The organism is Mesorhizobium sp. M0340 (assembly GCF_040321535.1).
GTDB lineage: Bacteria > Pseudomonadota > Alphaproteobacteria > Rhizobiales > Rhizobiaceae > Mesorhizobium.
Genome location: NZ_JAMYRR010000006.1, coordinates 1 through 14,928 on the forward strand (window position 1 = coordinate 1; position 14,928 = coordinate 14,928).

The following is a 14,928-nucleotide window of genomic DNA, read 5'->3' on the forward strand; positions in this document are numbered from 1 at the left end:
GAGCTGATCGTGCCGATCGCCATGGAAGAGAAGCTGCGCTTCGCCATCCGTGAAGGCGGCCGCACCGTCGGTGCCGGCATCGTCGTCACCATCAAAGAGTAATTTGGACTTAAACCGATCTGTCGCGGGCGCTGCCCGCGCCGCGCCAGAACAAGGAAGTGACGCATGAACGGACAGAATATCCGCATCCGCCTGAAGGCGTTTGATCACCGGGTGCTCGACGCCTCGACACGGGAAATCGTGTCGACCGCCAAGCGCACCGGCGCCAACGTCCGCGGCCCAATTCCGCTGCCGACGCGGATCGAAAAGTTCACGGTCAACCGGTCGCCTCACGTCGACAAGAAGAGCCGCGAGCAGTTCGAGATGCGCACGCACAAGCGTCTGCTCGACATCGTCGACCCGACCCCGCAGACGGTCGATGCTTTGATGAAGCTCGACCTAGCCGCCGGTGTCGACGTCGAGATCAAGCTCTAAGGAACCAGAGGTCAGCGGGGCGACCCGGAACTCTGAAGGAACAAGAGGCGTGGAGGGGCGACAGCCCCGACAGGGAACTCTAAAGGAATTGAACCGATGCGTTCAGGTGTGATTGCAAAGAAGGTGGGAATGACCCGCATCTACAACGATGCCGGGGAACATGTTCCCGTCACTGTTCTCCAGATGGAGAACTGCCAGGTCGTGGCGCAGCGCACGCAGGAGAAGAACGGCTATACCGCCGTCCAGCTCGGCGTTGGCCTTGCCAAGGTGAAGAACACGTCGAAGGCGATGCGCGGCCATTTCGCGTCCGCTTCCGTCGAGCCGAAGGCCAAGGTTGCCGAGTTCCGCGTCTCCGCCGACAACATGATCGATGTCGGCGCCGAGATCACCGTCGAGCATTTCGTCGTCGGCCAGAAGGTCGATGTAACGGGAACCACGATCGGCAAGGGTTTCCAGGGCGTCATCAAGCGGCACCACATGGGTGGCGGCCGCGCCACGCACGGCAACTCGGTGTCGCACCGTACACACGGTTCGACCGGCCAGCGCCAGGATCCGGGCAAGGTGTTCAAGGGCAAGCATATGGCCGGCCACATGGGTGACACCCGCGTCACCACGCAGAATGTCGAGGTCGTCTCGACCGATGCCGATCGTGGCCTGATCCTGATCCGCGGTGCGGTCCCGGGTTCGAAGGGTGCATGGATCCTGGTCCGCGATGCGGCCAAGGTGGCGCTTCCGGCCAATGCGCCGAAGCCCGCCGCGATCCGCGCCGTTGCAACCGATGGTGCCGCCAAGAACGAGGCCCCGGCCACAGAGGGAGCGGAATAATGGACCTCAAGATTACAACGCTTGGCGGCAAGGACGCCGGCAAGCTGAAGCTCTCCGAAGAGATTTTCGGCCTTGATCCGCGCGAGGACATCCTGCAGCGCGTCGTGCGCTGGCAGCTCGCCAAGAAGCAGCAGGGCACGCACAAGGCCAAGGGCCGCGCGGAAATCGCCCGCACCGGCGCCAAGATGTACAAGCAGAAGGGTACCGGCCGCGCCCGTCACCATTCGGCTCGCGCTCCGCAGTTCCGCGGCGGCGGCAAGGCCCACGGCCCGGTCGTGCGCAGCCACGAGCACGATCTGCCGAAGAAGGTGCGTGCGCTCGGTCTCAAGCATGCGCTTTCGGCCAAGGCCAAAAGCGCGTCGATCATCATCATCGACGAGCTGAAGCTGACCGAGGCCAAGACCAAGGCACTGATCGCGAATTTTGCGACGCTGGGCCTGAGCAACGCCCTGGTGATCGGCGGCGCCGAGCTTGACAAGAATTTCAAGCTGGCGGCGACCAACATCCCGAACATCGACGTGCTGCCCATCCAGGGCATCAACGTCTACGACATTCTGCGCCGCGGCACGCTGGTCCTTTCCAAGGCCGCCGTCGAGGCTCTCGAGGAGCGCTTCAAATGACCGACCTTCGTCACTACGACGTGATCGTCTCGCCGGCGATCACCGAAAAGTCGACCATGGCTTCCGAGCAGAACCAGGTCGTCTTCAATGTCGCCAAGAAGGCGTCGAAGCCGGAAATCAAGGCCGCCGTCGAAGCGCTGTTCGGCGTCAAGGTGATGGCCGTGAACACGCTTGTCCGCAAGGGCAAGATCAAGCGCTTCCGCGGCACGATCGGCCGCCAGAGCGACGTCAAGAAGGCGGTTGTGACGCTGGCCGACGGCCAGTCGATCGACGTCGCGACGGGTCTCTGAGCAAGGTCGCGAGGACAGAACAATGGCACTGAAAAAATTCAACCCGGTAACGCCGAGCACCCGTCAGCTGGTCATCGTCGACCGCTCGGGCCTCTACAAGGGCAAACCCGTCAAGGGCCTGACCGAAGGCCTGACCAAGTCGGGCGGCCGCAACAATTACGGCCGCATCACGGCCCGCTTCATCGGCGGCGGTCACAAGCGCACCTACCGCATCATCGACTTCAAGCGCCGCAAGTTCGACGTCGTCGGTACGGTTGAGCGTATCGAGTACGATCCGAACCGCACTGCCTTCATCGCGCTGATCAAGTACGACGATGGCGAGCTGTCCTACATCATCGCCCCGCAGCGTCTGGCTCCCGGCGACAAGATCGTAGCCGGGGAATCGGTCGACGTGAAGCCGGGCAATGCGATGCCGCTGGCCTCGATGCCGGTCGGCACGATCGTCCATAATATCGAGCTGAAGCCCGGCAAGGGCGCTCAGGTCGCCCGTTCGGCCGGTGGTTATGGCCAGCTCGTCGGCCGCGACCAGGGCATGGCGATCCTGCGCCTCAATTCGGGCGAGCAGCGTGTCGTCCACGGCTCCTGCATGGCCACTGTCGGTGCCGTGTCCAACCCGGACCACGGCAACATCAATGACGGCAAGGCAGGCCGCACCGTGTGGCGTGGCAAACGTCCGCACAATCGCGGCGTGACCATGAACCCGGTCGACCATCCGCATGGCGGCGGCGAAGGCCGCACCTCGGGTGGCCGCCATCCGGTTTCGCCCTGGGGCAAGCCGACCAAGGGCAAGAAGACGCGGTCCAACAAGGCGACCGACAAGTTCATCCTGCGCTCGCGCCATCAGCGCAAGAGCTAAGAAGAGGTAACGCCAAGTGACTCGTTCGATTTGGAAAGGCCCCTTCATCGACGGCTACCTTCTGAAGAAGGTGGACAAGGTTCGTGAAGGTGGTCGCAATGAGGTGATCAAGATGTGGAGCCGCCGCTCCACCATCCTGCCGCAGTTCGTCGGCTTCACCTTCGGTGTCTACAACGGCCAGAAACACGTTCCCGTTTCGGTGAACGAGGACATGGTCGGTCACAAATTCGGTGAATTCGCTCCGACCCGGACCTATTACGGTCACGGCGCGGATAAGAAGGCGAAGAGGAAATAATCATGGGCAAGGCCAAAGCTCCGCGCAGGCTTGCTGACAACGAAGCGCGCGCCGTGTTGCGCACGATCCGTATCAGCCCGCAGAAGCTGAACCTGGTTGCCGCGTTGATCCGCGGCAAGAAGGTCGCGACAGCGCTTTCCGATCTCGAATTCTCGGCCAAGCGGATTTCCGGTACGGTCAAGAAGACGCTGGAATCGGCGATCGCCAACGCGGAAAACAACCACGACCTCGACGTCGATGCGCTGATCGTGGCGGAAGCCTATGTCGGCAAGTCGATTGTCATGAAGCGGTTCCATGCCCGTGGCCGTGGTCGCGCCAGCCGTATCGAGAAGCCGTTCTCGCACCTCACGATCGTCGTTCGTGAAGTCGAAGAAAAAGGGGAGGCCGCATAATGGGCCAGAAAGTCAATCCGATCGGTCTGCGTCTCGGCATCAACCGCACCTGGGATTCGCGGTGGTTCGCGAACACTGGCGAGTACGGCAAGCTGCTGCACGAGGACATCAAGATCCGCAAATATCTTGAGAAGGAACTCAAGCAGGCTGCGATCTCGAAGGTCGTGATCGAGCGTCCGCACAAGAAGTGCCGCGTCACCATCCATGCGGCGCGTCCGGGCCTGATCATCGGCAAGAAGGGCGCCGACATCGAGAAGCTTCGCAAGAAGCTGATGGAGATGACCAAGTCCGAGACGCATTTGAACATCGTCGAAGTGCGCAAGCCGGAGATCGACGCGACCCTGGTCGCCCAGTCGATCGCCCAGCAGCTCGAGCGCCGCATCGCGTTCCGCCGCGCCATGAAGCGCGCCGTCCAGTCGGCGATGCGCCTCGGTGCCGAAGGCATCCGCATCAACTGCGCCGGCCGTCTCGGCGGCGCCGAGATCGCGCGCATGGAATGGTATCGCGAAGGCCGCGTGCCGCTGCATACGTTGCGCGCCGACGTCGACTACGGCACGGCCGAGGCGAATACGGCCTACGGCATCTGTGGCGTCAAGGTATGGGTGTTCAAGGGCGAAATCCTTGAGCACGACCCGATGGCTTCGGAGCGCCGCGCCACCGAGGGCGATCATGCGCATGGCGGTGGTGGTGAGCGCGAACGCGGTCGCCGTCGCGAAAACGCGTAAGACAGTCAGGAATTTGGAGTTAGAACGATGCTGCAGCCAAAGCGCACAAAGTTCCGCAAGCAGTTCAAGGGCCGCATCCACGGTACCGCCAAGGGCGGCACCAACCTGGATTTCGGTGGTTTCGGGCTGAAGGCGCTTGAGCCGAACCGCGTCACCGCGCGCGAGATCGAGGCGGCCCGCCGCGCGATCACCCGCGAGATGAAGCGCGCCGGCCGGGTGTGGATCCGTATCTTCCCGGACGTGCCGGTTACGTCGAAGCCGACTGAAGTCCGTATGGGTAAGGGCAAGGGCGCCGTCGACTACTGGGCGGCACGCGTCAAGCCGGGTCGCATCATGTTCGAGATCGACGGCGTCAACGAAGAAACCGCCCGTGAGGCGCTGCGTCTCGGCGCGGCCAAGCTCTCGGTCAGGACGCGCTTCGTACAGCGCATCGCAGAATAAGGACGGGCTGATCATGAAAGCCGAAGACATCCGGACCAAGACCCAGGACCAGCTGACCGACGACCTGGCCAGCCTGAAGAAGGAGCAGTTCAACCTGCGCTTCCAGAAGGCCACCGGCCAGCTTGAGAAGACCGCGCGCGTGAGGCAGGTCCGCAAGGACATTGCGCGTATCAAGACCATCGCTGCGGAAAAGTCCGCGGCCAAGAAGGCTTAAGGACGAAAACCATGCCAAAGCGCATTCTGCAGGGCACCGTCGTCAGCGACAAGAACGAGAAGACGGTTGTCGTCAAGGTCGAACGGCGCTTCACGCATCCCGTGATGAAGAAGACCGTGCGCATGACCAAGAAGTACAAGGCGCACGACGAGAACAACGCCCACAAGGTCGGCGATCAGGTGTTCATCCAGGAATCGAAGCCGATTTCCAAGGACAAGCGCTGGGTCGTGGTGTCTTCGGACCAGGCCTGATCAGGGCTGACGAAACGAATTTTGGACAGACCGGGGAGGGGTGAGAAACCCGTCCCGTTAGAAAAGAAGAAGGCGGCCAGTCATGATTCAGATGCAAACAAACCTCGACGTCGCGGATAATTCCGGCGCCCGTCGTGTCATGTGCATCAAGGTGCTGGGCGGCTCGAAGCGGAAATACGCTTCCGTTGGCGACATCATCGTGGTGTCGATCAAGGAAGCCATCCCGCGCGGCCGCGTCAAGAAGGGCGATGTGATGAAGGCGGTCGTGGTTCGCACGGCCAAGGACATCCGCCGCCCGGACGGCAGCGTGATCCGTTTCGACAAGAACGCAGCCGTTCTCGTCGACAACAAGAAAGAGCCGATCGGCACGCGTATCTTCGGACCGGTTCCGCGCGAACTCCGCGCCAAGAACCACATGAAGATCATCTCGCTCGCGCCTGAAGTGCTGTAAGGAGCCGGACCAATGCAAAAGATTAGAAAAGGCGACAAGGTCGTCGTGCTGGCCGGCAAGGACAAGGGCCGTTCGGGCGAAGTCCTTTCGGTGCAGCCGAAGGACGACACCGCGCTGGTGCGCGGCGTCAACCTGATTCGTCGTCATCAGAAGCAGTCCCAGTCCCAAGAGGGCGGGATCATCACCAAGGAAGCGCCGATCCAGCTGTCGAACATCGCGCTGGCCGACCCCAAGGATGGCAAGCCGACCCGCGTCGGCTTCATCTTCCAGAAGGACGGCAAGAAGGTGCGCGTCGCCAAGCGCTCGGGAGAAGTCATCAATGGCTAAGGCTCAGACCAAGCAGGCAACTGCCCAGAACACGCCGCGCCTCAAGCAGGTCTACAACGAGACCATCCGTAAGGCGCTGCAGGAGCAGTTCGGCTACGAGAACGAGATGCAGGTTCCGCGCATCGACAAGATCGTGCTGAACATGGGCGTCGGCGAAGCGACCGGCGATTCGAAGAAGCCTTCGATCGCGGCCGAAGACCTTGCGATGATCGCCGGCCAGAAGGCCGTGGTCACCCGCGCCCGCAACTCGATCGCCGGCTTCAAGGTCCGCGAGAAGATGCCGATCGGCGCCAAGGTCACGCTGCGCAAGGAACGCATGTACGAGTTCCTCGACCGCCTCGTGAACATCGCACTGCCACGCGTCCGCGACTTCCGCGGGCTCAACCCGAAGAGCTTCGATGGCCGTGGCAACTATGCCATGGGCATCAAGGAACACATCGTGTTTCCGGAGATCAACTACGACAAGGTTGATCAGATCTGGGGCATGGACGTCATCGTTTGTACGACTGCGAAGACGGACGACGAAGCCAGGGCATTGCTCAAGGCCTTCAACTTCCCCTTCCGCCAGTAACGGCAGCGAGAAAAGGAAAAATCTGAAATGGCAAAGACCAGCTCAGTCGAGAAGAACAACAGGCGCCGCAAGCTTGCGGACCAGTTCGCTGCCAAGCGCAAGGTGCTCAAGGCGATCATCATGGATCAGGCCAAGCCGATGGAAGAGCGCTTCCGCGCCCAGCTGAAGCTTTCGGCGCTGCCGCGCAACTCGGCCAAGACCCGCATCCGCAACCGCTGCGAAGTCACCGGACGTCCGCGTGCCTATTATCGCAAGCTCAAAGTATCGCGTATCGCGCTTCGTGATCTCGGCAATAACGGCCAGATCCCGGGCCTGGTCAAGTCGAGCTGGTAAGGAGCACATAACATGTCATTGAGCGATCCTCTCGGCGATATGCTGACCCGCATCCGCAACGCGTATGGCCGTAAGAAGTCGAGCGTTTCGACGCCGGCTTCGCGCCTGCGCACCCGTGTCCTCGACGTGCTGAAGGCCGAAGGCTATATCCGCGACTACAGCCAGACCGACTTCGACAACGGCAAGTCCGAAATCGAGATCGAGCTGAAGTATTTCGACGGTGCGCCGGTGGTGCGCGAAATCGCTCGGGTCTCGAAGCCCGGCCGCCGCGTCTACGTTTCCGCCAAGTCGATACCGCACGTCGCCAACGGCCTCGGCATCGCCATTCTTTCGACGCCGAAGGGTGTGATGGCCGACCACGAAGCGCGCGAACAGAATGTCGGCGGGGAAATCCTCTGCCAGATCTTCTGATCTGGTATGTGACCCGTTGGAATCCGGCTTTCGGGATCAAGTCCCGAAAACCGAGACCTGAAACAAGAGAAGTGACGAGGACAACAGAATGTCTCGTATTGGAAAGAAACCCGTTTCGCTGCCGCAGGGCGTGACCGCGACCGTCAACGGCCAGACCGTGACGGCGAAGGGTCCGAAGGGCGAGCTGAAGTTCGTGGTGAACGACGAAGTGCTGGTCAAGATGGAAGGCAGCGAGATCGCTGTCCAGCCGCGCGACCAGACCAAGACCGCCCGTTCCAAATGGGGCATGTCGCGCACGCAGATCGTCAACATCCTGCAGGGCGTCAAGGACGGCTTCGAAAAGAAGCTCGAGATCACCGGCGTCGGCTATCGCGCCGCGATGCAAGGCAAGAACCTGCAGCTGGCGCTCGGCTTCAGCCACGACGTTGTCTACGAGACGCCGCAGGGCGTGACGATTTCGGTGCCGAAGCCGACGGAAATCACAGTGACCGGCATCGACAAGCAGCAGGTCGGTCAGGTTGCCGCCGAGATCCGCGAGTACCGCAGCCCCGAGCCCTACAAGGGCAAGGGCGTCCGCTATGCCGGCGAGAAGATCGTCCGCAAGGAAGGCAAGAAGAAGTAATTTTAACGCCGCGGGGAGCGGTCGCGGGAGGCTCGTCCTACCGCATATGGTTGCCCCCGTTTTTTGAAGGCAAGGAACTGATATCATGGGCTCGAAAGAATCCACCCAACGCCGCGCTCAGCGCGTCCGCCGCCAGATCAAAAAGGTTGCCGGCGATCGTCCGCGTTTGTCGGTCCATCGCACGTCGAAGAACATCTATGTCCAGGTGATCGACGACGCTAAGGGCCACACCATCGCGGCTGCTTCGACGCTTGAGAAGGAGCTCAAGGGCTCGCTCAAGACCGGCGCCGACACCGCGGCCGCAGCTGCCATTGGCAAGCTGATCGCCGAGCGTGCCTCGAAGGCCGGCATCAAGGAAGTCGTCTTCGACCGCGGCGCCTACATCTACCACGGCCGCGTCAAGGCGCTTGCCGAGGCTGCACGTGAAGGTGGTCTGAGCTTCTAAAAACGAAATTCGCCCCGGCGACCCACCGAGGCCGCCGGACATTATCATCAACCGTGCTTCCGGAAAAAAACAAGGAACAGGATATGGCACAGGAACGTAGGGATGGCGGCCGCGGCCGTGATCGCGAAGAGCGCGACGACGGCATGGTCGACAAGCTCGTCCACATCAACCGTGTCGCCAAGGTCGTCAAAGGCGGCCGGCGCTTCGGCTTTGCAGCACTCGTTGTCGTCGGCGACCAGAAGGGCCGCGTCGGCTTCGGCCACGGCAAGGCGCGCGAAGTGCCTGAGGCGATCCGCAAGGCGACCGAATCGGCCAAGCGCGACATGATCTTCGTGCCGTTGCGCTCGGGCCGCACGCTGCACCATGACGTCGAGGGACGCTGGGGCGCGGGACGTGTCCTGCTGCGCGCCGCCAAGCAAGGTACCGGCATCATCGCCGGCGGCCCGATGCGCGCCGTTTTCGAGACGCTCGGCATGCATGACGTGGTCGCCAAGTCGATGGGTTCTTCGAACCCCTACAACATGGTTCGCGCCACTTTCGACGCGCTGAAGAGCCAGATGCATCCGAAGGATGTGGCTGCCGCGCGCGGCATCAAGTATTCGACCCTTCAGGCCCGCCGCGGCACCGCCGTTGCGGCTGAAGAATAGTCGACGCTGACCAGGGATCTGACCATGGCCAAGAAAGCAACCAAGACCATCACCGTCGAGCAGATCGGTTCGCCGATCCGCCGGCCGAAGGAGCAGCGCGCAACGCTGGTCGGCCTCGGCCTCAACAAGATGCACAAGCAGCGCACGCTGGAGGATACGCCCTCGGTGCGCGGCATGATCGCTGCCGTCCAGCATCTCGTCCGCGTCGTGGACGAGGGCTGAGCCAGAGCGCAGGAGAACCCAGATGAAACTCAATGATCTGCGTGACAAGGACGGCGCGACGCACTCCAAGAAGCGTCTCGGCCGTGGCATCGGTTCCGGTTCAGGCAAGACCGCCGGTCGCGGCGTTAAGGGCCAGAAGGCGCGCTCCGGTGTCGCCGTCAACGGCTTCGAGGGTGGCCAGATGCCGCTCTACCGGCGTCTGCCGAAGCGCGGCTTCAACAATATCTTCGCCAAGAGCTTCACCGTCGTGTCGCTGACCCGCATCCAGGCGGCGCTCGATGCCAAGAAGCTTGACGCTAAGACAGTTGTGACGGCCGAGGCGCTGGTTGCGGCCGGCGTCATCCGTCGCGTCAAGGACGGCGTGCGCATCCTTTCGGACGGCGACATCAAGGCCAAGCTTGCCTTCGACGTGGCCGGAGCCTCCAAGGCCGCGATCGAGAAGATCGAAAAGGCCGGCGGCTCGGTGAAGCTGCCTGAGCAGGCAGCCGCCGAGTAACGGCAATTTGAAGCACGGCCGGCAAAGGTGGATTCGGTTTTGCCTGCGGTCGTGCTTTGATCCGACAGATGTGGCGGCCGCATCAACGCGGCCGCTTGCATGTTTGCAGTCCGGAGCTTATCTCGTGAGCTTCGGTGACACGCGCCGCCTGAGCTGCGGGCATCGAGCGTGACCAAGCGGAGAATCAGGCATGGCTTCGGCTGCTGAACAACTAGCCTCGAATCTGAATTTTTCGGCCTTCGCCAAAGCCGAGGATCTGAAGAAGCGCATCTGGTTCACCATCGGCGCGCTGCTCGTCTATCGTCTTGGCACCTATATCCCGCTGCCCGGCATCAATCCCGACGCTTTCGCCCAGGCCTTCTCGTCGCAGAGCAAGGGCGTGCTCGGCATGTTCAACATGTTCGCAGGCGGCGCCGTGCAGCGCATGGCGATCTTTGCCCTTGGCATTATGCCCTATATCTCCGCTTCCATCATTATGCAGCTGATGACCTCGGTCATTCCGTCGCTGGAAGCGCTGAAAAAGGAAGGCGAGCAGGGCCGCAAGATCATCAACCAGTACACGCGCTACGGCACAGTGCTTCTGGCGCTGGTCCAGGCGTACGGCATTTCGGTCGGGCTTGAGGGCGGCAACGGCATCGTCAACGATCCCGGCATGTTCTTCCGCATCTCTACCGTCGTCACGCTGGTCGGCGGCACCATGTTCCTGATGTGGCTTGGCGAGCAGATCACCGCCCGCGGCATCGGCAACGGCATTTCGCTGATCATCTTCTCCGGCATCGTCGCCGGCCTGCCGCGCGCCATCTCCGGCACGCTGGAGCTTGGCCGCACCGGCGCCTTGTCGACCGGCCTGATCCTGGCGATCATCGTGCTCGCCATCATCGTCATCGCGCTGATCGTCTTCTTCGAGCGCGCCCAGCGCCGCCTGCTGATCCAGTATCCCAAGCGCCAGGTTGGCAATCGCATGTTCCAGGGCGATACCTCGCATCTGCCGCTGAAGCTCAACACGTCCGGCGTCATTCCGCCGATCTTCGCCTCGTCGCTGCTGCTGCTGCCTGCGACCGTCGCCGGCTTCTCGCAGACCACCAATATGCCTGCATGGGCCAGCACAGTCCTGGCGGCGCTCGGCCACGGCCAGCCGCTCTATATGGCCTTCTACGCGGCGATGATCGTGTTCTTCGCCTTCTTCTATACGGCGATCGTCTTCAATCCGAAGGACACCGCCGACCAGCTCAAGAAGCATTCTGGCTTCATCCCGGGCTATCGTCCGGGCGAGCGCACTGCGGACTATATCGACTATGTGCTCACCCGCATCACTGTCGTCGGCGCCATTTATCTGGTGCTGGTGTGTCTGCTGCCCGAGTTCCTGATTTCAGCGACTGGCGTACCGTTCTACCTTGGTGGCACTTCGCTCCTGATCGTGGTCAGTGTAACGCTCGATACGGTCGCGCAGATTCAGGGTCACCTGATCGCGCACCAGTATGAGGGCCTGATCAAGAAGTCGAAGCTGCGCGGGGGGAAAAAGGCCAGATGAGGTTGATATTGCTTGGACCGCCGGGGGCGGGCAAGGGGACACAAGCACTGAGACTGGTAGAACGACACGGCATCCCACAGCTTTCCACGGGGGACATGCTGCGTGCTGCTGTTCAGGCCGGCACCGAAGTCGGCAAGCGCGCCAAGGCGGTGATGGACGCTGGCGAACTGGTGTCCGACGCTATCGTCAATGCCATCGTGGCCGAGCGCATCGATCAAGCTGATTGCGCAAACGGCTTCATCCTTGACGGGTATCCCCGAACTCTGGTGCAAGCGGACGCCGTTGAGGAAATGCTGTCGGATCGCGGACTGGAGCTAGACGCGGTCATCGAATTTGTCGTCGACGACAAGGCGCTGGTTGGCCGAATCGTCAAGCGCGCCGAAGAAGCCAAGGCCGCAGGCCTGCCGGTGCGCAAGGACGACAGTCCAGCGGTGTTCGAAGAACGCTTGAGGGAATATTACAAGAAAACCTCGCCGCTGATCGGTTACTACTATGCCAAGGGCAAACTTAGGGGCGTCGATGGCATGGCCGACATCGATGCGGTGACGCAGCAGATCGAGGCGGTGCTCAGGGCGACGACCCGGCAGGTTGGCCGGGCGGCCGGCTAGAGAATCGAACGATTGCGCTTGACTGGAGCGGCCCGCTGGGGTATGGCGGCCCGTCTTCCTATCAGGCATGAGGCTTGCTTGTCCGCAAGGGCAAGGCAGGCCGCTTTGAACTGGAAACTCCCGCAAGGGCCGGCCTCCACCGGACGCGGGGCAACTTGAAGCGCCGGCTCGTCCGGCCTATATGGAGAAGAGAAGAACATGGCTCGTATAGCCGGCGTCAACATTCCGACCAACAAGCGCGTCGTCATTGCGCTTCAATACATTCACGGCATTGGCAAGAAGTTCGCCCAGGAGATCGTCGACAAGGTCGGCATCCCGGCCGAGCGTCGCGTCAACCAGCTGACCGACGCGGAAGTGCTGCAGATCCGCGAGACCATCGACCGCGACTACCAGGTCGAGGGCGATCTGCGCCGCGAAGTGTCGATGAACATCAAGCGACTCATGGACCTCGGCTGCTACCGCGGCCTGCGTCACCGCCGCTCGCTGCCGGTTCGTGGTCAGCGCACACATACCAATGCGCGCACCCGCAAGGGGCCGGCCAAGTCGATTGCCGGAAAGAAGAAGTAATTTAGGGCAGTAAGGAGTAGGGCAGTAAGGCAATAGGAACGGCAGACATACTGCCCTACTGCTATATTCCCCTACTGCCTTCTCCCTGGTGGAGCCGCTGGCATTACGGCGGTGTAGAGATCAACTGAAAGGACCATCATGGCCAAGGAAGCCACTCGTGTTCGCCGTCGCGAACGCAAGAACATCTCGTCGGGCGTTGCCCACGTCAATTCGACCTTCAACAACACGATGATCACCATCACCGACGCGCAGGGTAACTCGATTGCCTGGTCGTCGGCTGGAGCCCAGGGCTTCAAGGGATCGCGCAAGTCGACCCCGTTCGCTGCCCAGATGGCCGCCGAAGATGTTGCCAAGAAGGCCCAGGAACACGGCATGCGCATGCTCGAGGTCGAGGTCTGTGGACCCGGCTCCGGTCGTGAATCGGCGCTGCGCGCGCTGCAGGCCGCCGGCTTCACCATCACCTCGATCCGTGATGTGACGCCGATCCCGCACAATGGCTGCCGCCCGCGCAAGAAGCGCCGCGTCTAAAGAATTTACCGAACGCCGCGCGAGCGCCTCAAGGGCGCTCCTCCACGGCATTCCAGGTCGCCCGCCACGATTGGATGGTGGCGGGACAACGGAAGGAAAGCACTATGATCCAGAAAAATTGGCAAGAACTGATCAAGCCGAACAAGATCGAGTTCTCGTCGAAGAAGAAGACGCTGACCACGCTCGTCGCCGAGCCGCTCGAGCGCGGCTTCGGCCTCACCCTCGGCAACGCGCTGCGCCGCGTGCTTCTGTCTTCGCTGCGCGGCGCGGCTGTGACCGCCGTGCAGATCGACGGCGTTCTGCATGAATTCTCGTCCATCGCCGGCGTCCGCGAGGACGTGACCGACATCGTCTTGAATATCAAGGAAATCGCCATCCGCATGGAAGGCGACGGCCCCAAGCGCATGGTCGTACGCAAGCAGGGACCAGGTGCGGTTCTCGCCGGCGACATCCAGACGGTTGGCGACGTCGAGATCCTTAATCCCGACCACGTCATCTGCACGCTGGACGAGGGCGCTGAAATCCGCATGGAATTCACCGTCGACACCGGCAAGGGCTATGTGCCGGCCGACCGCAACCGCGCCGAGGACGCGCCGATCGGGCTGATCCCCGTCGACAGCCTGTATTCGCCGGTCAAGAAGGTCTCCTATAAGGTCGAGAACACCCGCGAGGGCCAGGTTCTCGACTATGACAAGCTGACCATGACCATCGAGACCGATGGTTCGATCTCGGGCGAGGACGCAGTGGCCTTCGCCGCTCGCATCCTGCAGGACCAGCTCGGCCTGTTCGTCAATTTCGACGAGCCGCAGAAGGAAGTCGCCGCCGAGCAGGTTACCGAGCTTGCCTTCAACCCGGCGCTGCTCAAGAAGGTCGACGAGCTCGAGCTTTCCGTGCGCTCTGCCAACTGCCTGAAGAACGACAACATCGTCTACATCGGCGACCTGATCCAGAAGACCGAAGCCGAGATGCTGCGCACCCCGAACTTCGGCCGCAAGTCGCTGAACGAGATCAAGGAAGTCCTGGCGGCGATGGGCCTGCATCTCGGCATGGAAGTGCCGGACTGGCCGCCGGAAAACATCGAAGACCTCGCCAAGCGTTACGAAGATCAATATTAAGCATGATCCCGAACCGAAGGTCAGCGCAGCAAAAAGTTGCAGACTTTTCGGACAAGATCATGCGGCTAACCAACTGGGGCTCAGGCCTCTTGAAACCGCAATGAAGGAGAAGAGCCATGCGCCACGGATTTAAAGGCCGCCGGTTCGCCCGCAGCATAAGCCATCGCAAGTCGATGTTTGCCAACCTTGCCGTGTCGCTTATCGAGCACGAGCAGATACTCACCACGCTACCGAAGGCGAAGGATTTGCGTCCGATCGTCGAGAAGCTGGTGACGCTCGGCAAGCGCGGCGACCTGCACGCCCGCCGCCAGGTTATTGCCCAGATCGGCAATGAAGGCGTCGTCAAACGCCTGTTCGATACCATCGCGCCACGTTATGCCACCCGCAACGGCGGCTATCTGCGCATCATGAAGGCCGGCTTCCGCCACGGTGATAACGCGGCAATGGCGGTCATCGAGTTCGTCGACCGCGACACCTCGGCCAAGGGCGCCGGCGACCGTGCCCGCATCGAGGCTGAAGGCACCGAAGAGGAAGCCGCGGCCGCATAAGGCTCGGCTTTCCTGAGAAGTTCAAAAGGGGCCTCCGGGCCCCTTTTTCTGTTTCCGAAGGTAACCGGGCAGGGCTGGTAGGGGTTTGGTCACCGGTTTTTGCGGCGACTACCCAAAATAATC

General features: G+C 61.8%; 28 protein-coding genes. All 28 read left to right on the forward strand.

Features of this window, described 5'->3' with window-relative positions; genetic code table 11:
- Positions 1-102: EF-Tu C-terminal domain-related protein (locus NKI79_RS10630; protein ID WP_152536282.1), on the forward strand; the 102-nt coding region annotated here is incomplete at its 5' end.
- 63 nt (positions 103-165) lie between these two features.
- Positions 166-474, forward strand: a complete 309-nt coding sequence (gene rpsJ, locus NKI79_RS10635; protein WP_006205468.1) for a 30S ribosomal protein S10 — start codon at positions 166-168, stop codon at positions 472-474.
- A 96-nt stretch (positions 475-570) separates the two neighbouring features.
- Positions 571-1,299 carry a 50S ribosomal protein L3 gene (gene rplC, locus NKI79_RS10640; RefSeq protein WP_254817149.1) on the forward strand — a complete coding sequence of 243 codons (729 nt, stop codon included), beginning with the start codon at positions 571-573 and terminating at the stop codon, positions 1,297-1,299.
- Positions 1,299-1,919: a 50S ribosomal protein L4 gene (gene rplD, locus NKI79_RS10645; protein WP_023675140.1), complete on the forward strand. Its 621-nt coding sequence runs from the start codon at positions 1,299-1,301 to the stop codon at positions 1,917-1,919. Before rplC ends, rplD begins: the two co-directional genes overlap by 1 nt.
- Positions 1,916-2,209 carry a 50S ribosomal protein L23 gene (locus NKI79_RS10650; protein WP_006205465.1) on the forward strand — a complete coding sequence of 98 codons (294 nt, stop codon included), beginning with the start codon at positions 1,916-1,918 and terminating at the stop codon, positions 2,207-2,209. The genes rplD and NKI79_RS10650 overlap by 4 nt, the downstream gene beginning before the upstream one ends.
- 22 nt (positions 2,210-2,231) lie before the next feature.
- Positions 2,232-3,065, forward strand: a complete 834-nt coding sequence (gene rplB, locus NKI79_RS10655; RefSeq protein WP_023675138.1) for a 50S ribosomal protein L2 — start codon at positions 2,232-2,234, stop codon at positions 3,063-3,065.
- Between the two features lie 16 nt (positions 3,066-3,081).
- Positions 3,082-3,360: a 30S ribosomal protein S19 gene (gene rpsS, locus NKI79_RS10660; protein ID WP_006205463.1), complete on the forward strand. Its 279-nt coding sequence runs from the start codon at positions 3,082-3,084 to the stop codon at positions 3,358-3,360.
- Between the two features lie 2 nt (positions 3,361-3,362).
- Positions 3,363-3,752 (forward strand): 50S ribosomal protein L22, encoded by a 390-nt coding sequence (gene rplV / locus NKI79_RS10665; RefSeq protein WP_006205462.1) that lies wholly within the window; start codon positions 3,363-3,365, stop codon positions 3,750-3,752.
- Positions 3,752-4,477, forward strand: a complete 726-nt coding sequence (gene rpsC / locus NKI79_RS10670) for a 30S ribosomal protein S3 (RefSeq protein ID WP_023675137.1) — start codon at positions 3,752-3,754, stop codon at positions 4,475-4,477. Before rplV ends, rpsC begins: the two co-directional genes overlap by 1 nt.
- Before the next feature lie 27 nt (positions 4,478-4,504).
- Positions 4,505-4,918, forward strand: coding sequence for a 50S ribosomal protein L16 (gene rplP / locus NKI79_RS10675; RefSeq protein ID WP_006205460.1), 414 nt, complete (start codon positions 4,505-4,507; stop codon positions 4,916-4,918).
- A gap of 13 nt (positions 4,919-4,931) precedes the next feature.
- A complete protein-coding gene (rpmC, locus tag NKI79_RS10680) occupies positions 4,932-5,132 on the forward strand; it encodes a 50S ribosomal protein L29 (protein WP_006205459.1) in 201 nt (66 codons plus the stop codon).
- A gap of 11 nt (positions 5,133-5,143) precedes the next feature.
- Positions 5,144-5,383 (forward strand): 30S ribosomal protein S17, encoded by a 240-nt coding sequence (gene rpsQ, locus NKI79_RS10685; RefSeq protein ID WP_023675136.1) that lies wholly within the window; start codon positions 5,144-5,146, stop codon positions 5,381-5,383.
- Positions 5,384-5,465: 82 nt separating this feature from the next.
- Entirely contained in the window at positions 5,466-5,834 is a 369-nt protein-coding gene (gene rplN / locus NKI79_RS10690) for a 50S ribosomal protein L14 (protein ID WP_006205457.1), read from the forward strand.
- Between the two features lie 12 nt (positions 5,835-5,846).
- Positions 5,847-6,161 carry a 50S ribosomal protein L24 gene (gene rplX / locus NKI79_RS10695; protein ID WP_254817150.1) on the forward strand — a complete coding sequence of 105 codons (315 nt, stop codon included), beginning with the start codon at positions 5,847-5,849 and terminating at the stop codon, positions 6,159-6,161.
- Complete coding sequence (gene rplE, locus NKI79_RS10700) at positions 6,154-6,732, forward strand: 50S ribosomal protein L5 (RefSeq protein WP_008875670.1); 579 nt, start codon at positions 6,154-6,156, stop codon at positions 6,730-6,732. The genes rplX and rplE overlap by 8 nt, the downstream gene beginning before the upstream one ends.
- A 27-nt stretch (positions 6,733-6,759) precedes the next feature.
- The gene (gene rpsN / locus NKI79_RS10705; protein ID WP_352478780.1) at positions 6,760-7,065 is read left to right on the forward strand and encodes a 30S ribosomal protein S14; all 306 of its coding nucleotides are present in this window, start codon (positions 6,760-6,762) and stop codon (positions 7,063-7,065) included.
- Between the two features lie 12 nt (positions 7,066-7,077).
- Positions 7,078-7,476, forward strand: a complete 399-nt coding sequence (gene rpsH, locus NKI79_RS10710) for a 30S ribosomal protein S8 (protein WP_006205453.1) — start codon at positions 7,078-7,080, stop codon at positions 7,474-7,476.
- An 88-nt stretch (positions 7,477-7,564) separates the two neighbouring features.
- Positions 7,565-8,098, forward strand: coding sequence for a 50S ribosomal protein L6 (rplF, locus tag NKI79_RS10715; RefSeq protein ID WP_023675133.1), 534 nt, complete (start codon positions 7,565-7,567; stop codon positions 8,096-8,098).
- Between the two features lie 85 nt (positions 8,099-8,183).
- A complete protein-coding gene (rplR, locus tag NKI79_RS10720) occupies positions 8,184-8,543 on the forward strand; it encodes a 50S ribosomal protein L18 (RefSeq protein WP_352801472.1) in 360 nt (119 codons plus the stop codon).
- 83 nt (positions 8,544-8,626) lie between these two features.
- The gene (gene rpsE / locus NKI79_RS10725) at positions 8,627-9,190 is read left to right on the forward strand and encodes a 30S ribosomal protein S5 (protein WP_006333394.1); all 564 of its coding nucleotides are present in this window, start codon (positions 8,627-8,629) and stop codon (positions 9,188-9,190) included.
- A gap of 24 nt (positions 9,191-9,214) precedes the next feature.
- Positions 9,215-9,412 carry a 50S ribosomal protein L30 gene (rpmD, locus tag NKI79_RS10730; protein ID WP_006205449.1) on the forward strand — a complete coding sequence of 66 codons (198 nt, stop codon included), beginning with the start codon at positions 9,215-9,217 and terminating at the stop codon, positions 9,410-9,412.
- Between the two features lie 22 nt (positions 9,413-9,434).
- On the forward strand, positions 9,435-9,908 hold the full coding sequence (gene rplO, locus NKI79_RS10735; RefSeq protein WP_352801474.1) for a 50S ribosomal protein L15: 474 nt from the start codon (positions 9,435-9,437) through the stop codon (positions 9,906-9,908).
- 190 nt (positions 9,909-10,098) lie between these two features.
- Complete coding sequence (gene secY / locus NKI79_RS10740; protein WP_254817152.1) at positions 10,099-11,439, forward strand: preprotein translocase subunit SecY; 1,341 nt, start codon at positions 10,099-10,101, stop codon at positions 11,437-11,439.
- A complete protein-coding gene (locus tag NKI79_RS10745; protein ID WP_254817153.1) occupies positions 11,436-12,047 on the forward strand; it encodes an adenylate kinase in 612 nt (203 codons plus the stop codon). The genes secY and NKI79_RS10745 overlap by 4 nt, the downstream gene beginning before the upstream one ends.
- A 198-nt stretch (positions 12,048-12,245) precedes the next feature.
- Positions 12,246-12,614, forward strand: a complete 369-nt coding sequence (gene rpsM, locus NKI79_RS10750; RefSeq protein WP_006205445.1) for a 30S ribosomal protein S13 — start codon at positions 12,246-12,248, stop codon at positions 12,612-12,614.
- A 138-nt stretch (positions 12,615-12,752) separates the two neighbouring features.
- On the forward strand, positions 12,753-13,142 hold the full coding sequence (gene rpsK / locus NKI79_RS10755) for a 30S ribosomal protein S11 (RefSeq protein ID WP_023799279.1): 390 nt from the start codon (positions 12,753-12,755) through the stop codon (positions 13,140-13,142).
- 104 nt (positions 13,143-13,246) lie between these two features.
- Positions 13,247-14,257, forward strand: a complete 1,011-nt coding sequence (locus NKI79_RS10760) for a DNA-directed RNA polymerase subunit alpha (RefSeq protein ID WP_023675128.1) — start codon at positions 13,247-13,249, stop codon at positions 14,255-14,257.
- A gap of 116 nt (positions 14,258-14,373) precedes the next feature.
- On the forward strand, positions 14,374-14,805 hold the full coding sequence (gene rplQ / locus NKI79_RS10765) for a 50S ribosomal protein L17 (RefSeq protein ID WP_023675127.1): 432 nt from the start codon (positions 14,374-14,376) through the stop codon (positions 14,803-14,805).
- Positions 14,806-14,928: the final 123 nt, after the last annotated feature.